This window comes from Lactobacillus corticis (assembly GCF_018327645.1).
Classification (GTDB): Bacteria; Bacillota; Bacilli; order Lactobacillales; family Lactobacillaceae; genus Lactobacillus; species Lactobacillus corticis.
This window is the reverse complement of record NZ_BMAY01000002.1, coordinates 1-19,373: the sequence shown is the minus strand read 5'-3', so window position 1 is coordinate 19,373 and position 19,373 is coordinate 1. Positions and strand designations below refer to the sequence as shown.

21 protein-coding genes are annotated in these 19,373 nt (G+C 41.8%); 20 read left to right on the top strand and 1 reads right to left on the bottom strand.

The annotated features are described in order from the left end of the window. Positions 1 to 70: 70 nt before the first annotated feature. The 20 genes from KI210_RS01380 to KI210_RS01285 all read left to right on the top strand — a co-directional run bounded on the left by KI210_RS01380 (position 71) and on the right by KI210_RS01285 (position 18,212). Positions 71 to 859: an SGNH/GDSL hydrolase family protein gene (locus KI210_RS01380; protein ID WP_212780105.1), complete on the top strand. Its 789-nt coding sequence runs from the start codon at positions 71 to 73 to the stop codon at positions 857 to 859. Positions 860 to 995: 136 nt separating this feature from the next. Next, on the top strand, positions 996 to 1,682 hold the full coding sequence (gene croR / locus KI210_RS01375) for a response regulator transcription factor CroR (protein WP_212780104.1): 687 nt from the start codon (positions 996 to 998) through the stop codon (positions 1,680 to 1,682). 2 nt (positions 1,683 to 1,684) lie between these two features. Further along, on the top strand, positions 1,685 to 2,836 hold the full coding sequence (locus KI210_RS01370) for a sensor histidine kinase (protein WP_212780103.1): 1,152 nt from the start codon (positions 1,685 to 1,687) through the stop codon (positions 2,834 to 2,836). A 48-nt stretch (positions 2,837 to 2,884) separates the two neighbouring features. Then, a complete protein-coding gene (locus tag KI210_RS01365) occupies positions 2,885 to 4,435 on the top strand; it encodes a UDP-N-acetylmuramoyl-L-alanyl-D-glutamate--2,6-diaminopimelate ligase (RefSeq protein WP_212780102.1) in 1,551 nt (516 codons plus the stop codon). Between the two features lie 6 nt (positions 4,436 to 4,441). Next, positions 4,442 to 5,188, top strand: a complete 747-nt coding sequence (locus KI210_RS01360) for an amino acid racemase (RefSeq protein ID WP_212780101.1) — start codon at positions 4,442 to 4,444, stop codon at positions 5,186 to 5,188. A 47-nt stretch (positions 5,189 to 5,235) separates the two neighbouring features. After that, entirely contained in the window at positions 5,236 to 6,525 is a 1,290-nt protein-coding gene (locus tag KI210_RS01355) for a sensor histidine kinase (RefSeq protein WP_212780100.1), read from the top strand. Further along, complete coding sequence (locus tag KI210_RS01350; RefSeq protein WP_212780099.1) at positions 6,518 to 7,297, top strand: LytR/AlgR family response regulator transcription factor; 780 nt, start codon at positions 6,518 to 6,520, stop codon at positions 7,295 to 7,297. Before KI210_RS01355 ends, KI210_RS01350 begins: the two co-directional genes overlap by 8 nt. A 101-nt stretch (positions 7,298 to 7,398) precedes the next feature. Further along, positions 7,399 to 7,869, top strand: a complete 471-nt coding sequence (locus KI210_RS01345) for a hypothetical protein (protein WP_212780098.1) — start codon at positions 7,399 to 7,401, stop codon at positions 7,867 to 7,869. Beyond that, complete coding sequence (locus KI210_RS01340) at positions 7,862 to 8,326, top strand: hypothetical protein (protein ID WP_212780097.1); 465 nt, start codon at positions 7,862 to 7,864, stop codon at positions 8,324 to 8,326. Before KI210_RS01345 ends, KI210_RS01340 begins: the two co-directional genes overlap by 8 nt. Positions 8,327 to 8,844: 518 nt before the next feature. Then, complete coding sequence (locus KI210_RS01335) at positions 8,845 to 9,585, top strand: hypothetical protein (protein ID WP_212780096.1); 741 nt, start codon at positions 8,845 to 8,847, stop codon at positions 9,583 to 9,585. Continuing rightward, a complete protein-coding gene (locus tag KI210_RS01330) occupies positions 9,585 to 10,244 on the top strand; it encodes an ATP-binding cassette domain-containing protein (RefSeq protein WP_212780095.1) in 660 nt (219 codons plus the stop codon). Before KI210_RS01335 ends, KI210_RS01330 begins: the two co-directional genes overlap by 1 nt. Continuing rightward, entirely contained in the window at positions 10,225 to 10,956 is a 732-nt protein-coding gene (locus KI210_RS01325) for a hypothetical protein (protein WP_212780094.1), read from the top strand. The genes KI210_RS01330 and KI210_RS01325 overlap by 20 nt, the downstream gene beginning before the upstream one ends. Beyond that, positions 10,953 to 11,348 (top strand): hypothetical protein, encoded by a 396-nt coding sequence (locus KI210_RS01320; RefSeq protein WP_212780093.1) that lies wholly within the window; start codon positions 10,953 to 10,955, stop codon positions 11,346 to 11,348. The genes KI210_RS01325 and KI210_RS01320 overlap by 4 nt, the downstream gene beginning before the upstream one ends. A gap of 367 nt (positions 11,349 to 11,715) precedes the next feature. Beyond that, entirely contained in the window at positions 11,716 to 12,213 is a 498-nt protein-coding gene (locus tag KI210_RS01315) for a hypothetical protein (protein ID WP_212780092.1), read from the top strand. A 167-nt stretch (positions 12,214 to 12,380) separates the two neighbouring features. Continuing rightward, positions 12,381 to 12,578: a hypothetical protein gene (locus KI210_RS01310; RefSeq protein WP_212780091.1), complete on the top strand. Its 198-nt coding sequence runs from the start codon at positions 12,381 to 12,383 to the stop codon at positions 12,576 to 12,578. A gap of 299 nt (positions 12,579 to 12,877) precedes the next feature. Continuing rightward, the gene (locus tag KI210_RS01305; RefSeq protein WP_212780090.1) at positions 12,878 to 13,630 is read left to right on the top strand and encodes a DeoR/GlpR family DNA-binding transcription regulator; all 753 of its coding nucleotides are present in this window, start codon (positions 12,878 to 12,880) and stop codon (positions 13,628 to 13,630) included. Continuing rightward, positions 13,630 to 14,544: a 1-phosphofructokinase gene (gene pfkB, locus KI210_RS01300; RefSeq protein ID WP_212780089.1), complete on the top strand. Its 915-nt coding sequence runs from the start codon at positions 13,630 to 13,632 to the stop codon at positions 14,542 to 14,544. The genes KI210_RS01305 and pfkB overlap by 1 nt, the downstream gene beginning before the upstream one ends. Before the next feature lie 20 nt (positions 14,545 to 14,564). Further along, the gene (locus KI210_RS01295; protein ID WP_212780088.1) at positions 14,565 to 16,523 is read left to right on the top strand and encodes a PTS fructose transporter subunit IIABC; all 1,959 of its coding nucleotides are present in this window, start codon (positions 14,565 to 14,567) and stop codon (positions 16,521 to 16,523) included. Between the two features lie 247 nt (positions 16,524 to 16,770). Beyond that, positions 16,771 to 17,418, top strand: a complete 648-nt coding sequence (locus KI210_RS01290) for a metal ABC transporter ATP-binding protein (RefSeq protein WP_246487298.1) — start codon at positions 16,771 to 16,773, stop codon at positions 17,416 to 17,418. Next, the gene (locus KI210_RS01285) at positions 17,418 to 18,212 is read left to right on the top strand and encodes a metal ABC transporter permease (RefSeq protein ID WP_212780087.1); all 795 of its coding nucleotides are present in this window, start codon (positions 17,418 to 17,420) and stop codon (positions 18,210 to 18,212) included. Before KI210_RS01290 ends, KI210_RS01285 begins: the two co-directional genes overlap by 1 nt. 62 nt (positions 18,213 to 18,274) lie before the next feature. Here KI210_RS01285 and KI210_RS01280 read toward each other — a convergent pair whose 3' ends face one another. Beyond that, complete coding sequence (locus tag KI210_RS01280) at positions 18,275 to 18,817, bottom strand: hypothetical protein (RefSeq protein ID WP_212780086.1); 543 nt, start codon at positions 18,815 to 18,817, stop codon at positions 18,275 to 18,277. Between the last annotated feature and the right edge of the window lie 556 nt (positions 18,818 to 19,373).

Genomic DNA, 19,373 nt, shown 5'->3' with positions numbered 1-19,373 from the left:
AGCCCCGTTCAGCAGCAATAGGTATAATATAAAAACAATGGCTAAGCAGAAATAACGAAAGAGGTGCGCAATGAAAAAGCGGTTTATTGGGTACGGTGCAGCATTTGGTTTTTTGGCGGTTGCTGGACTAGTTTTAGGTCGAAAAAGATTTAGCAAATGGGGACGCAATTATATTGGCAATCAAGGAAATAAGCCGGAATATGCGCCCAACGGCGCGTTATTAGATTCTTCAACCCCACTTTATAATAAGAAAATTGCCTTTTTAGGTTCATCAATTACTTTAGGATCAGCTGCGCGCCATAATTCCTTTGTCGATTACCTGCGCTTGGAAAAGGGCGTGATCAGCTTTAAAGAAGCGGTAAGCGGCACCACCTTGGCAACCACGAGTCAGCTGAGTTATATTCCGCGCATGGAACACAATATTCCCGCTGATATCGCTTTAGATGCCTTCGTGTTGCAATTATCAACCAATGACGGTCGACGCCATGCGCCAGTTGGTGCAATTAGCGCAAGCAAAAATCCTGAAGATTTTGATCAAAAGACGACTATTGGGGCTATTGAATACATTTGCAGCTTTGTTGCGCAAACCTGGCATTGTCCGCTGGTTGTTTACACTTGTCTGCGAAAACCCGATAGCGATTATGAGTATTTGATCAAACAGCTATACCAGCTGCAAAAGAAGTGGGGCTTCAAGATTATTGACCTCTGGGCTGACCAAAACCTGCGAGCAGAAAATAAACGTGAACCATTTTATATGGTTGATGATGCACATCCAACAATGATGGGTTATCGCTATGCCTGGACGCCAATTTTTACTGAAGAATTGAGCAAGTTGTTCGCTAGCGAAGCAAAAGCGTAAAAAATGTAACTAAAAGCGGAATTTTTCCTTAATAATTACGTAAAAAAGGGTCGCAAATTGTGCTTGCTTACCTAAAAACTGTAAAATGTAATTAAGCTATTTATGGTGCCTATTCTAAATATAAAGGAGAATCTGTATGAAGATCCTAGTTGTTGATGATGATAAAGAAATCGTAGAATTGCTTAGCATTTATTTGAAGAGTGAAGGCTATGAACCGGTTGGGGCATATAGCGGTCAGGAAGCGCTCACCAAGCTTAGTACCACTCCCGACATTGCCTTGATGATTTTGGATGTGATGATGCCGAATATGACTGGGATTGACGTCATCAAAGAAGTCCGCAAAGATTCTGATATTCCGATTATTATTGTCTCAGCCAAAACTGGCGATATGGATAAGATTCAAGGCTTAATTACCGGTGCTGATGATTATGTGGCTAAGCCTTTTAATCCGCTTGAAGTAATGGCCCGCGTACGGTCGCTCTTGCGGCGCAGTCAAAAGCAGGTTAAAGATGACACGCCGGATGTCTTGGAAGTCGGCCCCTTGATTATCAACCGTGATTCTCATGAAGTAAAAACCGTTGATGGCAATGATATCCAATTAACGGCCTTAGAGTTTGGGATTTTATCCTTGCTAGCTAGTCACCCTAACCGGGTCTTTTCAGCTGATGAAATTTTTGAACGCGTATGGCAACAAGAATCAATCGTCTCTGCTAAGACGGTAATGGTCCACGTTTCTCACTTGCGGGACAAGATCCAAGCTGCCACGGGTGGTGAAGAAGTTATTCAAACTGTTTGGGGTGTTGGATACAAAGTTGGAGCTTAAGCATGAAAAAACAGCGTGTTAAACTAACCGCCGCTGAAAAGAGTGAATTATTTGCTGAAGGGGTTGTGACCATTGTTTTGCTCCTGCTGTTGAATTTGTCAATCATCATCTTATTTCATTTGGCAATTCTGCAGGATAAAAACTTGGTAAATGGGCTGATTTTCATCAAAGAAAGCCTGATGTTTACCGGCAGTCATACTTGGAGCTGGCAACGGATTTTAATGATCGCCATGATGATTGCTGACCTTTTGGTCTTGTATTGGCGATTGATTCGTCGCTACCACCAAATGCAATTGCGTCACGTCATTTCGGAACTGCACTACATCGCCAACGGGCATTATGATCACCGGATCAACTTTGCCGTTAAGCCTGATTTGCAAAAAGTAATCGATTCAATTAATTTGCTGGTTGATTCAACTGTTAACTCGATTAATGAAGAACGGGCAATCGAAAAATCTAAGGATGAATTGATTACTAACGTTTCGCATGACATTAGAACTCCGCTAACTTCTATTATCGGCTATTTAGGCTTGCTGAAGAGCGGGATGGCCAGTCCGGACGATCAGCAAAAATATATCAATATTGCCTACAATAAGGCGGAACAGATGCGGTCCTTGGCTAATGACTTGTTTGATTACTCAACCCTGAAGTCCACTTCCACCAAACTAACTCTGTCAGATTTACATATTTATTCCATGATGGAACAAGTAGCAGCGGGGTTTGAATTGGAAGCGGCTAAACAGGGGATTCATTTTGAAGTTGAAGCTCGGCCCAAAGAATTGACCTTTAAAGCCGATGCTGAAAAATTGGTCCGCGTTTATAACAATTTAATTGGCAATGCTCTGAAGTACGGCAAGGGCGCGACTACGATCAAGTTAGTGGCCAATTCCGTCAACAAACGTGAAGTTGAATTGCGCGTTGAAAATAACGGCGAAAAGATTCCCCAAGATTCCCTGAAAAAGATCTTTGACCGTTTTTACCGAGTGGAAACTTCGCGTAATTTAAAGACCGGCGGTACGGGATTAGGTTTGGCAATTTCGAAAAATGTAGTTGAGATGCATCATGGAACCATCAAGTGTGAATCAGATGATAACTGGACTAGTTTCATCATTCGGCTTCCGCTCAAACAGCCCGATGCCGAAAAGCCGGCCTAGCTGTGTTATAATCTTGACTGAGATAGTTTTTCAATGAGGAGTTCATTAATGAGTATTTCTTTAAATACCTGCATTTTAATTTTGAAAGAGCACCACTTGCTCAAATCTAGCGCAGTCCAAGATACGGTTGCTACCAAGATGGAATATGTTTCCTATGACTCGCGCGACATTCAAACGAGCACCTTATTTTTCTGTAAAGGTGCCGGTTTTAGACCAACTTACTTATCAATGGCCAAACAAGATGGGGCTATTTGTTATGTTGCCGAACAGCCTTACCCTGAAGGCAAGGGGATGCATGCCTTAATCGTGCGGGATGTTTCGAAGGCAATGGCTCTTTTGTCAGCTGCCTTTTTCCGCTTCCCCCAAGATGATTTGTACGTTGTTGCCTTTACTGGTACTAAGGGCAAGACCACGTCTTCTTACTTCTTGAAGGGTATTTTAGACAAAATGAACGGTGGCAAGACGGCCCTTTTGTCATCTGTCAACGATGTCGTTGGCCCTAAGCCGGAAGACACTTTCAAGTCTAGTTTGACGACCCCGGAGTCACTTGATTTATTCCGGGACATGCGCCGGGCCGTTGATAACGGAATGACCCACTTGGTGATGGAAGTTTCCAGCCAAGCCTACAAAAAGAATCGGGTCTTTGGCTTAACTTATGACTTAGGCTTCTTCTTAAACATTACTCCTGACCACATTGGTCCCAATGAACACCCTAACTTTGCCGACTACCTGCACTGCAAGCTGCAGCTGTTGGTAAATTCGCGTAAGTGTATTATTAATGCGGAAACTGACCACTTTGACGAAGTTTATGCCGCAGCCACTACTACCACCAATCCTGACAGCATTTACTTGTTTGCGCGGGATGGTTTTGAAAATCCGAAATTGAAGGAACCGATTGATTTCCGTTATTCAGCTGAAGAAACGGACATGATGGGGAACCAATTTAAGTTGTTCTGTGCTACGCACAAGGCTAAGGCTTTGCCAATCAATGGCGACTACAAGTTAAAGATGATTGGCGACTTTAACCAAATCAACGGGACCGCAGCCATTATTGGAGCGGGTCTTGCCGGTGCAGAACATGATTTGATTGCTGATGGGATTCGCAATGTGACCATCCCAGGCCGAATGGAGACTGAACGCACTAGGGAACACGGTTTAGTCGTAGTTGATTATGCCCACAACAAGGCCTCAATGATGGCACTGATGCACTTTATGAAGACCGAATTCAACAATCCTAAGATTATCGTAGTTGTTGGTGCAACGGGTGATAAGGGTGTCTCCCGTCGTCCTGGCTTTAGCGAAAGCTTGACTGCTTATGCGCAAAAAGCCTACTTGACGACCGATGACCCAGGATTTGAAGATCCGCAAAGCATTGCTGAAGAAATCGATGCTGGCATTGATCATTCTAAATGTAAGACTGAAATTGAATTGGACCGGCAGACTGCTATTAAGAAGGCTATTTCAGAAGCCAAGAATGGCGACGTTGTCTTAGTTTGCGGCAAGGGGGCCGATGCCTACCAAAAGATTCGCGGCGTTGATACGCCATATCCTTCAGACATTGTTGTTGTGCGGAATGTAATTACAGAATTGGAAAAATAATTGCCTATGAAGCACTTTTTCAGTATTATTGGCGGCATGGGAACCATTGCCACTGAAAGCTATGTCCGCTTAATTAACCATCGAGTAAAGATCAAGCGCGACCAAGATTATTTGAACTACATCTTGGTAAACGATGCGCAAGTCCCTGACCGTACGGCTTACATCAAAGACCACAGTCAGCCCAACTTTTTCAATGACTTAAAAGCAGACGTTGAAGGCCAAGCCTTGCTTCATCCCGACTTCTTTGTGATGCCTTGCAACACGGCGCACTATTTTTATGACGATTTGGCAGAGTTGACCGATATCCCATTTTTGCATATGATGCGGATTGCCGTGCACAACTTTATTGAAAATTATCCCGACGAAAAGAAGATTGGGCTAATTGCTACTGAGGGTTCCATCTTTGACCATTTGTACGAAGATGAGATTCATGCTGTTGGACGCGAGGTTGAATTTGGCGGTCCGGAAATCCAACCAATGGTAACTGAATTGATTTACCGCGACATTAAGGAAAAAGGCGTGGTTGATCATGATTTGTACCATAAGATTTTGCAGACCATGCATGACAAGTATGGCTGCAATGTCATTTTGCTGGGATGTACGGAATTATCACTAGCGCAAGAAAAAGCACCTGATCATCCGTATCATGTGATTGATCCGCAATCGATTATTGCTGACGTGTCAATTGAGCTAGCCTTGAAGATTCGTGCTGGTAAGGATCCTCAGGAAGTTATCAGTAAATATATGTATTAATGAAAAGCCAAGCAGAATTTGCTCGGCTTTTTTGCGTGGAGGAGAAAATGGGAGAACTTGCAGAGCTAATGATTAACGTCGTGCTGCTAATAGCAGTTAGTGTGACCTGCGATTTTTTGGTTTTTTACTGGTTGAGCGGCAATCAGTTTGAAAAGCGTGATCTGCTATTGAGCTGGTACTATGTAGCAGAAGTGGTGGCTATTGCTTTATGGGGTGCCTGGGGAACCATGTTTGGTTATTTATTGCAGTTTACGGCCTTTGTATACTGGTTCCGCCGGAGGCAAAAATACATTATTAATATTCGGGCAGTGGCAATTTCGATTATCTGCGGATTGGCATTGGATATGATTTATGAGGCAGTCGATAGCAGTTTACCGGCTTTTACCAATCAAACTAGCGGCAACTTAGCCATGATTGCTTGTGAATTGCTGTTGCTGACAGCAGTTTATCATTGGCGCCGACAATTAGCTAACTTGGTACAGCAGGATCAGAGTTCATTGCTGGTTTTGCTTGAGGGCTATACGATAATCACTTTGTTGTCGCTAAATACGGTGATTTTGACTGATTCTAATCGGCACTTAATTACGGCTAGTTTAACAGCTGCTGCGCTTTTACAGGTGCTGTTTGGCTGCGGTGTGTTTTATGCGGCCTATCGAATTAATCAGGCTAAGCTGAATCAGCAGGAACAAGCCCACTTAAAGGCACAAATGAAAGATCTAGAAGACTATGCTAATTATCTGGAACAAAACGAAGATGATCTGCGCCGGTTCAAACATGATTATCTCAATTTGTTAGAAAGCTTGAATTTACAAGATCAAACGGCAGTAGCGAAGCTGACAGAGTATACAGCTAAGCATTTTGATCAACAGACTTTGTCACGCTACCAAGATCTTAACCATGTGCATATTAAACCACTAAAGAATCTGTTACTGACTAAATTTGCTTCGATGCATGAAAATGGTTTGGATTATAGTTTTGAGTGTGATCGGATCGTTGACCAGCTAGGCCAAATTGAGGTGCTGGATCTGGTAAGAGTGTTGGGAATTGCGCTTGATAATGCAATTGAAGCCAGCCGGGAAACGCCAAATCCGCAAATAAAAATTATGTTGTATCAGGACCAGGGCAATCTAGAATTTGAAGTACGCAATAAAACCCTAGCTAATTCAACTATTGGTATTAGCGAACTGGGCGCAACGACTAAGGATGGTCACAGCGGTATCGGTTTAGCTAATGTGAAACAACTGGTTGAAAAATATCCGCAATTGTCAGTGGATTATAATTTGGCTAATGGTTGGTTTGATTTTTACTTGGTAATTGAAGGAGGGCATGATGCGTGAAATAGCAGTATTTATTTGCGATGATGAGCCGGCGCAGCTAAAGCAGCTAACAACAGCAGTCAAGACAAGCCAAGCTATGCTGGTTGAAAATAATGAGGAGAGAAGTGTGATTTTTCAAGTAAAACAAGCGTCTTCTTATCACCAAGCAGTTGCATTGCTGGCACAAATGCCATTAAACAGTATTTACTTGCTGGATATTGAATTAAGTGAGAATGCGGTTGATCCAACCGGTATTGATTTGGCCGAGCAGATTAAGCAGCGCGATTCACAAGCGAAGATTATTTTTGTTACCAACTATCGGGAATTGTCTTATCTAACTTATGAACGTCGAATCGGAGCAGTTGATTATGTGGTCAAAGATTTGGCTCCGGAAAAGCTGCAGGCCCGGCTTAATGACACGTTGAGTGAGGTAGTGACTGAGATTGAGTCACAACCGGTGGTAGCGAAAAAATTTAGCTATAAAATGGGACGGCGGGTAGTAACACTTCCTCTTTCACAGGTAATTGCCTTAGTCACGGCAACAACCGCACATAAGCTAATCTTGGTTAAAGATTCAGGTCAAGCAATGATCAGCGGCACTATTGGACAAGTGGCTGCAGATTATCCAGAATTATGGCGAATTTCGCAATCTTGCCTGGTCAATCGTCAGCAGATTCAAGAAGTGAATGTGCATACTAATGAGTTGGTTTTGACCGGTGGCTTAACAGTGAAGTATTCACGCAGTTTGCGCCAGCAGATGCAGCAATTAGCAAAAGAATTGCTTAAGCGTTGACCAAATAGGCGAAATTGTTGGCAAAATAGCGCAGATTTAGCAGGGATTAGGTACTTAGCTGTTAGACTTTTCTTGAACAAAAATTGAGGGGGGAATTTCTAATGGCTAAGAAGATTTCGCATGATGATTATGTTGAATATTTACTAGGCAAAACAATATGCCAAGCTTTTGTACTAACTTGTTGCCTGGAAATAATTGGGATGCTTATACTTAACCTATTTTTACATCAGAAGCAGATCTGGACTGCAATCATAATCCTGTCAATGGAACTGCTTTTAGTTGTTTTTGTAGGGATGCTGCTCAGCCGAAGCGTGCATGGCGTGGTGGAGTATAGGAACAAAAAAATTAGTGCCCGAGCTGTCCAATATTCAATTATGGGTTTGAGCTGGCTGCTTTTCGGCATAATTATGCTGGCGATGGTTTTAAATGTACTCGTAGTTTTTGAAATTTGGACTGGACTACTGGCAAAAATTTTAGGTGCTGGGGTGATTGCACAAGCAGTAGCATGTATTTCAGCTTTTTGCGGTGCGTCTTTTCATGAGGGGATTAAGGGAGGAATTTATAATGGCTAAGAAGATTTCGCGTGATGATTACATTATCTACTTAACAGCAAAGGCGGTGAATGTTGCCTTTTGGTCGGTTAGTCTGCTACTAGTATTACTTGCAATTGGCGGCTATCTTTTAGGAAGAGTCACAAATTTGACAATCTTGCTGCTAATCTTAGCAATTGAATTGGGATTAGTAGCTCTGTTGGAGTTTGTTGTTAGCCGAGAAAATGCAAAAGATACCTTTGTGTATGATGAACAGAAAATTTCGGGTTCGGCGTACGCAATTGCTAAAAAGACTACAGCTATTTTGCTCTGGCCACCCATTATTATCGCTATTGTCTTGTGGCTTGCTTATTTGATAATTAATTTTCAATCTGTTCCGTTACTTTTTTTATCGCTGATTGCGGCCGTACAAGAAATAATTACAGCTTTGACATATGTTATTGCAGCAATGTATTTTTCTAATAAAGTGCAAGCCTAATGCTACCATGTTAATTTGTAATAGCTGGTTTTGACCGGTTTTGTAGTTTTTTTGGTACATTGAACAAATGTGACAATTAAAAACTTGGATTTACATTGACTTAGAAAAAGAATGAAGAACAGTGAAATATCAGGTATTGATTTGCAAGAAAGATGTGGCGAAAGCTGCTCGTTTAAAAAAATGCCTTGATATCGGGGCAACGATGATTTCTGAAAATAGCTGCAGGTGATTATTTCAGCGAGGATAGGCCAGATTTTCAAAATCACTTAAATTTGAGCAGCAAAATGTCGTCCAAATTTGCCATTTAGGAAGTAAAAACGACCAAATTGGAAATTTTGTTCAAAAACGTGGTTTACCTGTTATAATTATGGCTAAAAGTAAAGGTCATTGAAATATGCCCAAAATAGTTTGGATACTTAGGCTAGTCAATGACTGCATATTTGGAATGGCGTCCATAATTTGTTAAAAACAAGCCAGATGTGAATCCGGCTTGTTTTTGCTAGTAGGGGAGAATTATTATGAACCGAAAAACTTTATATCGGATAGAGCCATATTACTTTTGGTTGATGGTGGTGATTTCCGTTGCCTTTACATTTTGGAAGGCTAGTCAAGCTATGGGAGAAGCGGGGTATCTTGAAGCAGTCTACATGATATTTAATGATACTAGTATGTATGTGCTAGTAATACCAATTCTACTTGGCTATCGATTAATTACATTTTATTGGTTCACGAGCGATAAGGAATGGTCACTGGTTCGGGAGCAAAAATCATTTAAGGTTATAAGTAAGCAGTTACAGTCAGTACTATATTACTCTTGCTTATATACGGTTGTAACATTGCTGATTTCTTCAGTTCTATTAACCGGTTTTTTTAAAATTCGCGGGGACAGAATGTTTCCTTGGACAGGTTGGTTTGCTGTTCGCTCATTTGGTGGATATTTATTACTAGTTTTAGCTAACTGGCTATATAATTTTTTGCTTATGTTGGTACCCTTTGTTTTTGTTTACTTAGCAAAGAAAAAATGGCAGGTTTTAGTCGGAAGTATTCTAGTAGTTTATGTTTTGCCGATCCTTTTATTTAATGTTGGCATTCTTCCAGAAGAATATGTACCATTTGGATTAACTAGAAACTTATTGGGAGCTAAAGCAAGTGAAACCAATTTAGTAGTCCAAGTATATGGTTACTTTCTAGTAGTAATTTTAATTGAATTGGTGTTGATTTACTTGATTAATCTCTATTTGGAAAGAAGGTCTTACTAGTGTCAGTTATAAAATTAGAAAACGTCAACATTAAATTCAAACGGCGTCCGCTTTTGCATAACGTTAATTTTGCAATTAACACTGGTGAACTGGTTCAGTTGATAGGGCCTAATGGATCAGGGAAATCTACTATTCTGAGAGTGGTTAGCGGTTTGCTGGAGCCGGTATCTGGCAAGGTTTATATTAATGATCAAGAACTGCTTGCAGGTAAATATGCGGAAAATACTGCGGTTATGATTAATACCCCATCTTTCATTCCGACTTTGACTGGTTTGGAAAATTTAAAGTTATTAGCCAGCATAAAGGATAAGATCGATGTGGGTCAAATTGAAACTTGGATGAAAAAGTTTGGCCTAAATCCAACTGATAAGACTAAAGTCAGAGGCTATTCCGTTGGTATGAATCAAAAGTTGGGCTTAACTCAGGCTTTCATGGAAGAAGATCAGATTATTTTGCTGGACGAACCAATGAATGGCTTAGACAAGCAATCTAAGCAAAAGGTGATTGAGATTGTTAAACAAGTTAGAGAAGTTCGTCCGAATACGACTATGATTGTAGTTTCACACGATGATAGTTTTAAAGATATTGCTGATAGGTTTCTGGTGATTGATGGTGAAAGTGTAGTAGAAAATCAGACCTATGATGAAGCGACTTTCTAATTTTCAAAAGTGCAAGCTGTTGGTGTGTTTGCTCCTGTTATTTGCCTCCCCCAGCCAGATTGCGATTGAAAATTTGACTGTTAAAAGTTCAATCTTTGATTATTATTTGCAAACTACCGGAACCTTAATTATTGTGACTACAGCCATTCCACTGCTAACAGTTTTAAGCTGTTTCGATTTGTTAAGCAATCTTGTTGGAGCGTATTACCCGCTGGAAGCAATCAGAAGAGGCAGCAACAGTCAGACTTTTAGACCTTATTTAGGCCTGGGCGTAAGGCTGAGTGCAATTTTTGCGCTAGCTTTGTTTGCTGGCAGTTTGGTTATTGGCTGGCTGCATGGCTATCGCATTGCGTTTTCAGTTAGTCATCCGCTTTTTAACACGGGGATGCTGGCTGTCATAACCAGATTAGGCATCACCTTTTTAAACTTCCTGGCGATCATCTTGTTTGTTTGGCTAGTGGAATTAACCTGGCGAAAAACCGCCGTAAGCTTCTTTGCGGGAATGGTCTTCTGGGTAGCCTCACTTTTGTCAATTCGCAGCCGGCTCTTCTTTCTTCTTAAATCTTTCCCTTTAATGACTGGAGACGAATTATATTTTCCCTTTTATCCGTATTTGAAATTTCCACTAGCAACCATGTATCTGAGTCTCTTTTGGGTGCTTGTAGAATTGGTTCTGCTAAGCGTAGTTGTAAAGAAGTGGAATAAACGATGAAACGGCAATACTTAACACAAACTTTAGCGCTTTTATTAATCAATCTTTGCTGGAATTTTTCATATGCCTATTTGCAACTGCGTAATACAGCCAAAATTTCAATTTTTTGGGATCAGCATGATCCATTTCTGCAAATTACCAATCTTGGCTTGTGGCTTCTGGTGTGGTCGGTCTGGCGGACCACTCAGGCGGAAGTGCTGAATACTCCCATGCTGCAGTTAAGGACTGGCAGCAAATTGAAATATTTTCAAAAGCTGGGGGCTCGAAGCCGTGAAATTCGCGCTCATAACCCTGATTTGTTGGATTGTTACGGCATTGCTGGCAAAGGTATTCAGTTTAGTGGCTGCTTTGCAGCTGCTGGTTTTGACGCTTCTAATGATTATGCTTTATGAGTGGATGGCGTATGCAGAATTTACTGAAGATGGCAAGTTTATTATTGGCATTTTGTGCTGGTTGGGAATAGGTATGCTTCTTTAAAATGGCGCGCTTTAGAATATGACGCAAAAACAACCAAATTTGACAAAAACGGTTTTTTTAGGAAAAAGCACGTATCATAGAATACAAGGGATAGGGTAAAACTTCTATATTACTGCTAACAAAATACTAAATAAAAATGGGGTATGAACAGGCTTTTCCTGTTCTTTCAGTCAAATAGAGAAAAGAGGGTATGGGGCCCTCTTTTTTCTTGCCTTTTGGTTTGACATACAGGTGCTTTCTTAGATAAGGTTATCTCAAGAAAATAATAAACGAGGAAATTTAATGAAAGCTAAGATTGTTGATTTGTCAGAGTCTGACTATGTCAGATATTTGACGGGAAAATTTACCACTACCAGCTTTTTGTTGGTGGGAATAGTTGCTGGGTTATTGTTTGCCGGGATGGCTGATTTAAGCAGCGATCCACAAGGAATGACCTTAGCCGGTTATGTTTTGATCGTTGAGATGATTTTCTTGGTTGGGCTCCACTACCTAGCAGAAGCGGTAGTGCAAGTTAAGCATCAGGACGAAGCTTTTGCATACCACGGAAAGGAACTAGCTGGCAACGATCATATACGGCTGGTAACAGATAAAAAAATCTCGCTCCCGCTGATGATGATCAGTGCTCTGATTGGTATTTTTTTGCTGCTGATTGGTTTCTTGGACGCGGGTGAAGAAATTTTGCTAATTACTGGCGGAGTCTTTTTGGGTCAGGCCGCAATAGCAGCTGGATTGTATTATTTAGGTTGGAGCTTGCTGAAACGCAAGCATAACCAAGCATGAATTGGTGACTGGTGACAGTCGCCATTTTTTGTGCAAATAGCGCTGTGAGCAAAAATAACAGCAATTTTCAGAAAACGTTTTCAATTTTACCTAAGAACGCTATAATAGTAGTTACTAATAGTGATTTTGGAATGTAAAAATTATTTATTGGAAGTGCGAGGTAAGATATGGAAACAGTTCTTCCTTATCTCCTTGGGGGATTGCTGGTAGCAGGCAGTGTCTATTACTTTTATTATTCAATGCATTATACGATTATGGTTTGGACGAAAAAAATGGGGAGCGTCTTTGCAACCGTTGCCTTGCTCCAGAGCTATTTGATCAGTTTCGGCCTGTTAGGGGTGGGATTGGTCATCTTAGCTGGGTAGTTCCGCAAGAAGTAGAATATTAACAAACAAGCTTGAATTGCCAATTGTTGACTTGGTAGTTCAAGTTTTTTTTATTTTTTGGTCTAGTCAGAAACCGGATTAGTTATTTAATCTATTGCTGATTGAAAGAAACGGTCAAAAACCGTCAGGAGCGCATTTGCTTTTGTAAGCCTTTACATTGTCATAAGAAAGCCTGTTTAAATCGGTTTGCAGACTTTTGACAAAATGTGAAGAATTCTGAATAAAAATGATTGATTTTGAAGATGACTGCGCATACAATAATTAGCGGGGTGAAAAAAATGTTGACGGAAGAACGTCAAAGCCTAATTGAACGCTATGTGAACGAGCATGAACTGTGCCGCGTATCAGAGCTGTGCAAGCTGACAGCTACTTCTGAGTCCACAATTCGCCGCGACCTCATTCAGATGGAAGAGTCGGGTATCCTGAAACGGGTACATGGCGGCGCTCGTTCCGTTCATAATTTTTCGCGCGATGTATCGCAGCACGTGCGTTTCACCATGAACCATGCCGAGAAAATTGCAATTGCGCGGTATGCAGCTAAAAAAGTTCATCCCGGTGATTATATTTTTATTGACGCTGGGACGACTACCTATGAAATGGTTCCCTTCCTTGCTGATGTCCGTGATGTTACGATTGTCACCAATGGCTTGGAAACAGCCTTATGTGCACTGAGTCATAATATTGAGACAATTCTAATTGGCGGCCGGGTCAAAGCCGACACGCATGCCAGCGTTGGAGCTTTCGCCCTGCAGCAGATTGCGACGATGAACTTTTCGGCAAGTTTTATCGGGGTTAATGGTATTAATGATAACGGTGAGTTGACCACGCCGGAAGCCGAAGAAGCAGCTATGAAGACTGCTGAAATTCAGCACGCTGATCGAGCCTTTGTGCTTGCTGATGCGTCCAAGTTTGGCCAAAGAGACTTTGTCAGCTTTGGTCATGCTAGCGAGACGACCATTATTACCAATAAACTTTCAAAAAGCATTAAAGCGGCTATTCCAGCCGATATCAAACTAGAGGAGGTCATTTAATGATTTACACTGTGACGGTTAACCCAGCACTTGACTATGTCATGCTGCTTCCTAAAGTTAACGACGGTGAAGTTAATCGAACTGATAATTATTCATTTTTGGCAGGGGGTAAAGGAATTAACGTTTCCCAAATCCTTAACCAATTGAAGGTTGACAACACTGCTTGGGGCTTTGTTGGTGGCTTTACAGGCAAGGAACTGGTACGGCAATTGAACCAAAAGCAAATTGCCAGTGACTTTGTCACAATTTCTGATGATACGCGGGTTAATGTAAAGATCCACGCTCAAAAGGAAACTGAAATTAACGCAGCTGGTCCGAAAATTACTGAACAAGAAATCACTGCTTTCAAGACCCGCCTGTCTGATTTGCAGCCAGGCGACATTGTGGTGATGAGTGGTTCATTGACGCCAAGCTTGCCAACTGACTTCTACCAACAATTATTGCCAACTATCCGTGAAGCTGGTGCTGAATTCGTAGTTGATACTACGGGTGAAGCATTGTTGGATACCTTGGCCTACAAGCCACTGGTAATTAAGCCTAACCACCACGAATTGGCTGACTTGTTCAACACTACTTTTGATTCAAGCGAAGTAATGCTGGAATACGCTGAAAAGCTTTTGGACAAGGGTGCTCAAAACGTGATGATTTCAATGGCTGGCGAAGGCGGCTACTTGCTGACGCAAGACCACGTCTACCACGCTAAGGGAGCTGTCGGCACGGCCGTTAACTCAGTTGGGGCTGGTGACTCAATGATTGCTGGTTTCGTGGGTACTTACTTTGAAACCAAGGATCCGGCAGAAAGTTTCCGGATCGGCATGGCCTGCGGGGCAGCAACTGCCTTTACTAAGGACATTGCGGTCAAGAGTCAAATTGACGCTGTTTTGCCACAAATTAAAGTTGAGCAAATTTCCTAATCATAGAGGGGAGTAACAAGATGAAAATTAAGGATATCTTAGCCGAAGAATCCATGATCATGGATCTTAAGGCCACTGATAAAGAATCAGCCATCAAGGAAATGGCTGACCTGGAAGTTAAAACCGGGATCGTTAATGACGAAGATGCTTTCATCAAGTCAATCTGGGACCGGGAAAAAGAAGGTACCACTGGGATCGGTGGCGGAATTGCCATGCCGCACGCTCGCAACAAGTCAATCAACAAGGCGCGGGTTTTGTTTGCCAAGTCTGCTAAGGGGATTGACTACGAAGCTTTAGACGGTCAACCAGTTAACCTCTTCTTTATGATTACGGCACCAGATGGCGCTGACAACACGCACTTGCAAGCTTTGTCAAAATTAGCAAGTCTGTTAATCAACCCTGACCTGGTTGAAGCTTTAAAGGCTGCTAAGACTCCAGCTGAAGTAATCAAGCTCTTCACTGACGCTGAAAATGCCAAGGATGAAGAAGATAAAAAAGAAGCTGCCAAGAAAGAAGCTGCTAAGGCTGACAAGAGCGACAAGCCATTAATCGTTGGTGTTACTGCATGTATTAACGGGATTGCCCACACCTACATGGCTGAAGAAGCTTTAATCAAGGCTGGTAAGAAGCTGGGTGCTGATGTCCGAATCGAAACTAACGGTTCTGAAGGGGTTAAGCACAAGTTGACCCAAGACGAAATTAACCGTTCAATCGGGGTTGTGATTGCTTCTGACAAGAAGGTTGATATGCCTCGGTTCGATGGCAAGCCATTAACCAACCACCCAGTTGTTGATGGGATCAACAAGCCAGAAGAACTAGTTAAGACCATCCTTGACGGCAATGCACCGGTTTACCACAACGAAGGTGGTGCTAGTGAAGCTGAAGCTGCTTCAAGTGAAAAGCAAGGCGTTTGGAGCGTAATTTACAAGCACTTGATGAACGGGATTTCCCACATGCTGCCATTCGTTATCGGTGGTGGGATCTTGATGGCCATTTCCTTCATCGTTGAAAACTATGCCGGCGGTGCTAAGGCTCCAGCATTTATCTTCTTAAACAGTGCTGGTAACCTGGCCTTCGCCTTCATGGTTCCTGTTTTGTCAGCTTACATTGCTGAATCAATTGGCGACTTGCCAGCCCTAATGCCAGGGTTTGTTGGTGGTTATATGGCCGCAATTGTCAATGGCACCAACGGCTTAACAGTTAACGTGCAACCTCACTCAGCTTCTCCTGCCGGCTTCTTAGGCGGTTTGGCAGCTGGTTTCATTGCTGGTTACTTGATGGTTGCTTTAAAGAAGGCCTTTGCTAAGCTGCCTAAGTCAGTTGAAGGGATGAAGCCAATGTTGATCTACCCAATCTTGGGCTTGCTCCTCATTGCGGCTATCATGTACTACATTGTTAACCCAATCTTCAGCGGCATCAACTTGGTAATTACCAACTTCTTAAACAGCATGTCAGGTGCCAACTTGGCCTTATTGACTGCTATCTTGGCAGGGATGATGTCAATCGATATGGGTGGTCCTTTCAACAAGGCTGCATATGTCTTTGCTTCAGGTGCTTTTGCCAACAACCCTAAGTCAGCTACTGCTGCTGTTTTGATGGCTGCCGTTATGGTAGGTGGGATGGTTCCACCATTTGCAACTGCGATTGCCACTGCTTTCTTCAAGAACAAGTTTACTGCAGATGAAAGACGTGCCGGGATTTCTAACTGGGTCTTGGGCTTCTCATTCATCACTGAAGGTGCAATTCCATTTGCTGCAGCTGACCCAGGTCACGTTTTACCATCATGTATCATTGGTTCAGCTATCGGTGGTGCTTTAGTCGGTGTTTGGAATGTTCAAGTTCCTGCTCCTCACGGTGGTTTGTGGGTATCACCACTTTCCAACCACATCCTGCTCTTCTTCCTTGCAACAATTGTTGGTTCAATTATCGCAGCCTTGATTCTTGGTTTGTGGAAGAAGCCAGTTAAGGAAAATGCTTAATTAACAAAAAATAATTTGCTTAAAAACCTAACTAAAAAGATCCCAAGTAAATCAAGACTTGGGATCTTTTGTTTATTTGAATAGTTAAGAAAAATATTGACAAAGTTTTTAAATAGGCTTACTCTAATCTAATTTATAAAAATAGTTGCTTTTTATAAATTAGAAGATAGCTAGTTAGACCAGAGCATGCTCTAGGTCTGGTATAATTAACATGATATATGTAAGTTAGAAAAGAGGCAAAGCTAATTTGATCCTAGATGTACATAATTTAACCATGAAGTTTGATAATCGGACCATCTTTCAAGATCTAGATTTTCAACTGCAGGAAGGTTCAATGACGGCTTTACTGGGACCGAATGGAGCCGGAAAAACTACTTTGATCCGGATCCTGTTGGGGATGCTGGCGCCGACAGCAGGCAGCTTTCAGTTTGATGAGCACGTGAAACTGGGCTATGTACCCCAATTTAGAAACATTGATCCAGAGTATCCTTTGTCTATTCGTTCATTTATTGAACTGAATGGTCCATTATTTAAAAGCAAGCAGTTCAAACAAGAAGTTGATCATGAACTCGAAGAAATGAACTTAACCAGTATCCAGCATACTAGGATGGGTGAGGCAAGTGGCGGCCAAAAGCAGCGAGCATATCTGGCACAAGCTTTGTTGGATAAACCCAATATGATTGTTTTAGATGAAGCAACTGCTAGTCTTGACCCATCTGCCAAAGAAGAGTTGATGGCGCTAATCCAACACCTGAATAAAAAACATGGTATGACCGTGCTGTTTGTGACGCACGATGTGCCGCTAGCTAAAAAGTACATGAAGGAATATTTGTATTTAGATCACGGTACGGTTCAAGCCGGCAAGATTGCCGATTTCCAGGAGGTGTACAGTTAATGCTGCAATATGCTTTTATGCGTTATGCCTTTTATGCCAGCACCTTTATTGCCATTACCTGTGGGGTAGTGGGAGTATATGTAGTTGCTCGGCAATTCAGCTTCTTAGCCCACACTTTGTCGGAAATCGGTTTTGCCGGGGCAGCTTTTGCGGCCTTTGCCGGGATTCCTTCTTTGTGGGGCATGATTCTGTTTACCTTATTAGGCTCAATCGGAGTTGGTGAGTTGACCCTGCATACTGATCAGAAGGAATCATCGATCAGTGCCATTTCGGCGCTCTTTATCGGCTTAGGGGTCTTGTTCCTCTCGATATCAAATTCCAATGCCAGGTATGCGACGAGTATCCTGTTTGGCAGTATTATCGGGGTCGATTTGCAAGATGTCTATCAATTGATAATCTTGTCCCTGATTGTCATCGTTTTACTTATTTTAGTTGCCCGCCAATTAAATTATGATTCCTTTGATCATATCGGTGCAGCTAGCCATCACTTAAAAACTGGCTTAGTCAGTCTAGTTTTCTTAATTGCGCTGGCAATGTCGGTCTCAATTGGCTCGCAGATTGTGGGTTCTTTATTGGTCTTTATTTTACTGACCTTGCCGGCGTCAACTGCTAGATATTTAGGAAAATCAATTTGGTCAATGATTATTTGGTCGGTAGCTTTTGCCCTGATTGGAGTGTGGGCTGGTTTATACTTAGCCTATGTTACCAACTGGCCGGTAACTTTCTTTATTTCAATTATTGAAGTTGCTATCTACTTGCTAGCTTACGGTTTGCACCAACTAAAGCGTAATTAAAAAAGATCCGGTTCGACTTGAACCGGATCTTTTGCTATTGGGTGGTTTTTTATTGCTGATGGTTATTTCTTGTAGGCGTGAGCTCCGATGAATGGCTTGTAGCCATAACCGATGGTGAGAGTCTTCACGCGTTTGCCGTTAACTTTCTTAGTAGTGACTGAGTAGAAAGTTCCATTGCCGGCACCAGCAGCCCAGCCTTGAACGTTAACCCAAGTCTTGCCCTTGGCCTTAAAGGTTGAAGCTGCTCCCCAGTTGCTAGTCTTGTTAATGACCTTTTGGTACTTCTTGTAATTCATTGCGTACTTTTCAGTAACTTTATCGTTAGCCTTGTAAAGGTAAACGCCTTTGATGGTGTGGGCCGTAATCTTAATCTTGTAAGTCTTCTTAGGGTTAAGACCTAAAGCCTTAGTACCCTTGTAGTACCAGGTACCGCGCATGCTCTTAGGCGTGGTGAAAGCAGCCTTGGCACCGTATTTGCCGATGTTTGCTGAGTAGGTAGTCTTGGTAGTTGAACTTGTTGAGGCAGAGGCCTTAGCAGCAGGAACAGCTAAAGCTAAAGCAGCAATTGCAATTGTGGTCAAAGTAATAAGTGAATTCTTCTTCATGATTTTTACCTCTGTTACATCTTTGTTACATAGATTTTACAGCAATGTTTTACGTTTAACAACTAGTAAAAGGAATTTTTTTGCCTTTTTTTATTCCGTTGTTTGTAATAAAGATGCTGTAATATCAGTGGTTTAGGCCAATAGTTGATGCTTAAGAAACAAACTAGATGAGCTAATAAAGACTTAAATAGGTAGGTAGCTATTTGATTAATGTTACAAAGTTTGTAACATCGGTGCAACAAAAAAGCCGCTTCCTTACGAAGCCGCTCTTTAGTGATGTGAGATATTTTTAATTTCCAATACCAGTTATATTATTTATTAGCCCAACTTGCAAGATTTTTTTGTGAAAAGGCAAACTAATTTGGCTAAAAAATGACCAGGAAAGCAGTTTTCCTGGTCATTAAGTGTGTGTTTGTATTTTAGCTGTGTTTGTTTAATTAAAATTCGCCGATTGTAAAATCAAATTGAACACTTTAGAAAAATAAAAAAGTCCATTTGGACCTGTTTGATAGAATGTTAATGACCACAAAAACATCTATTGGAGGTCACAAATGGA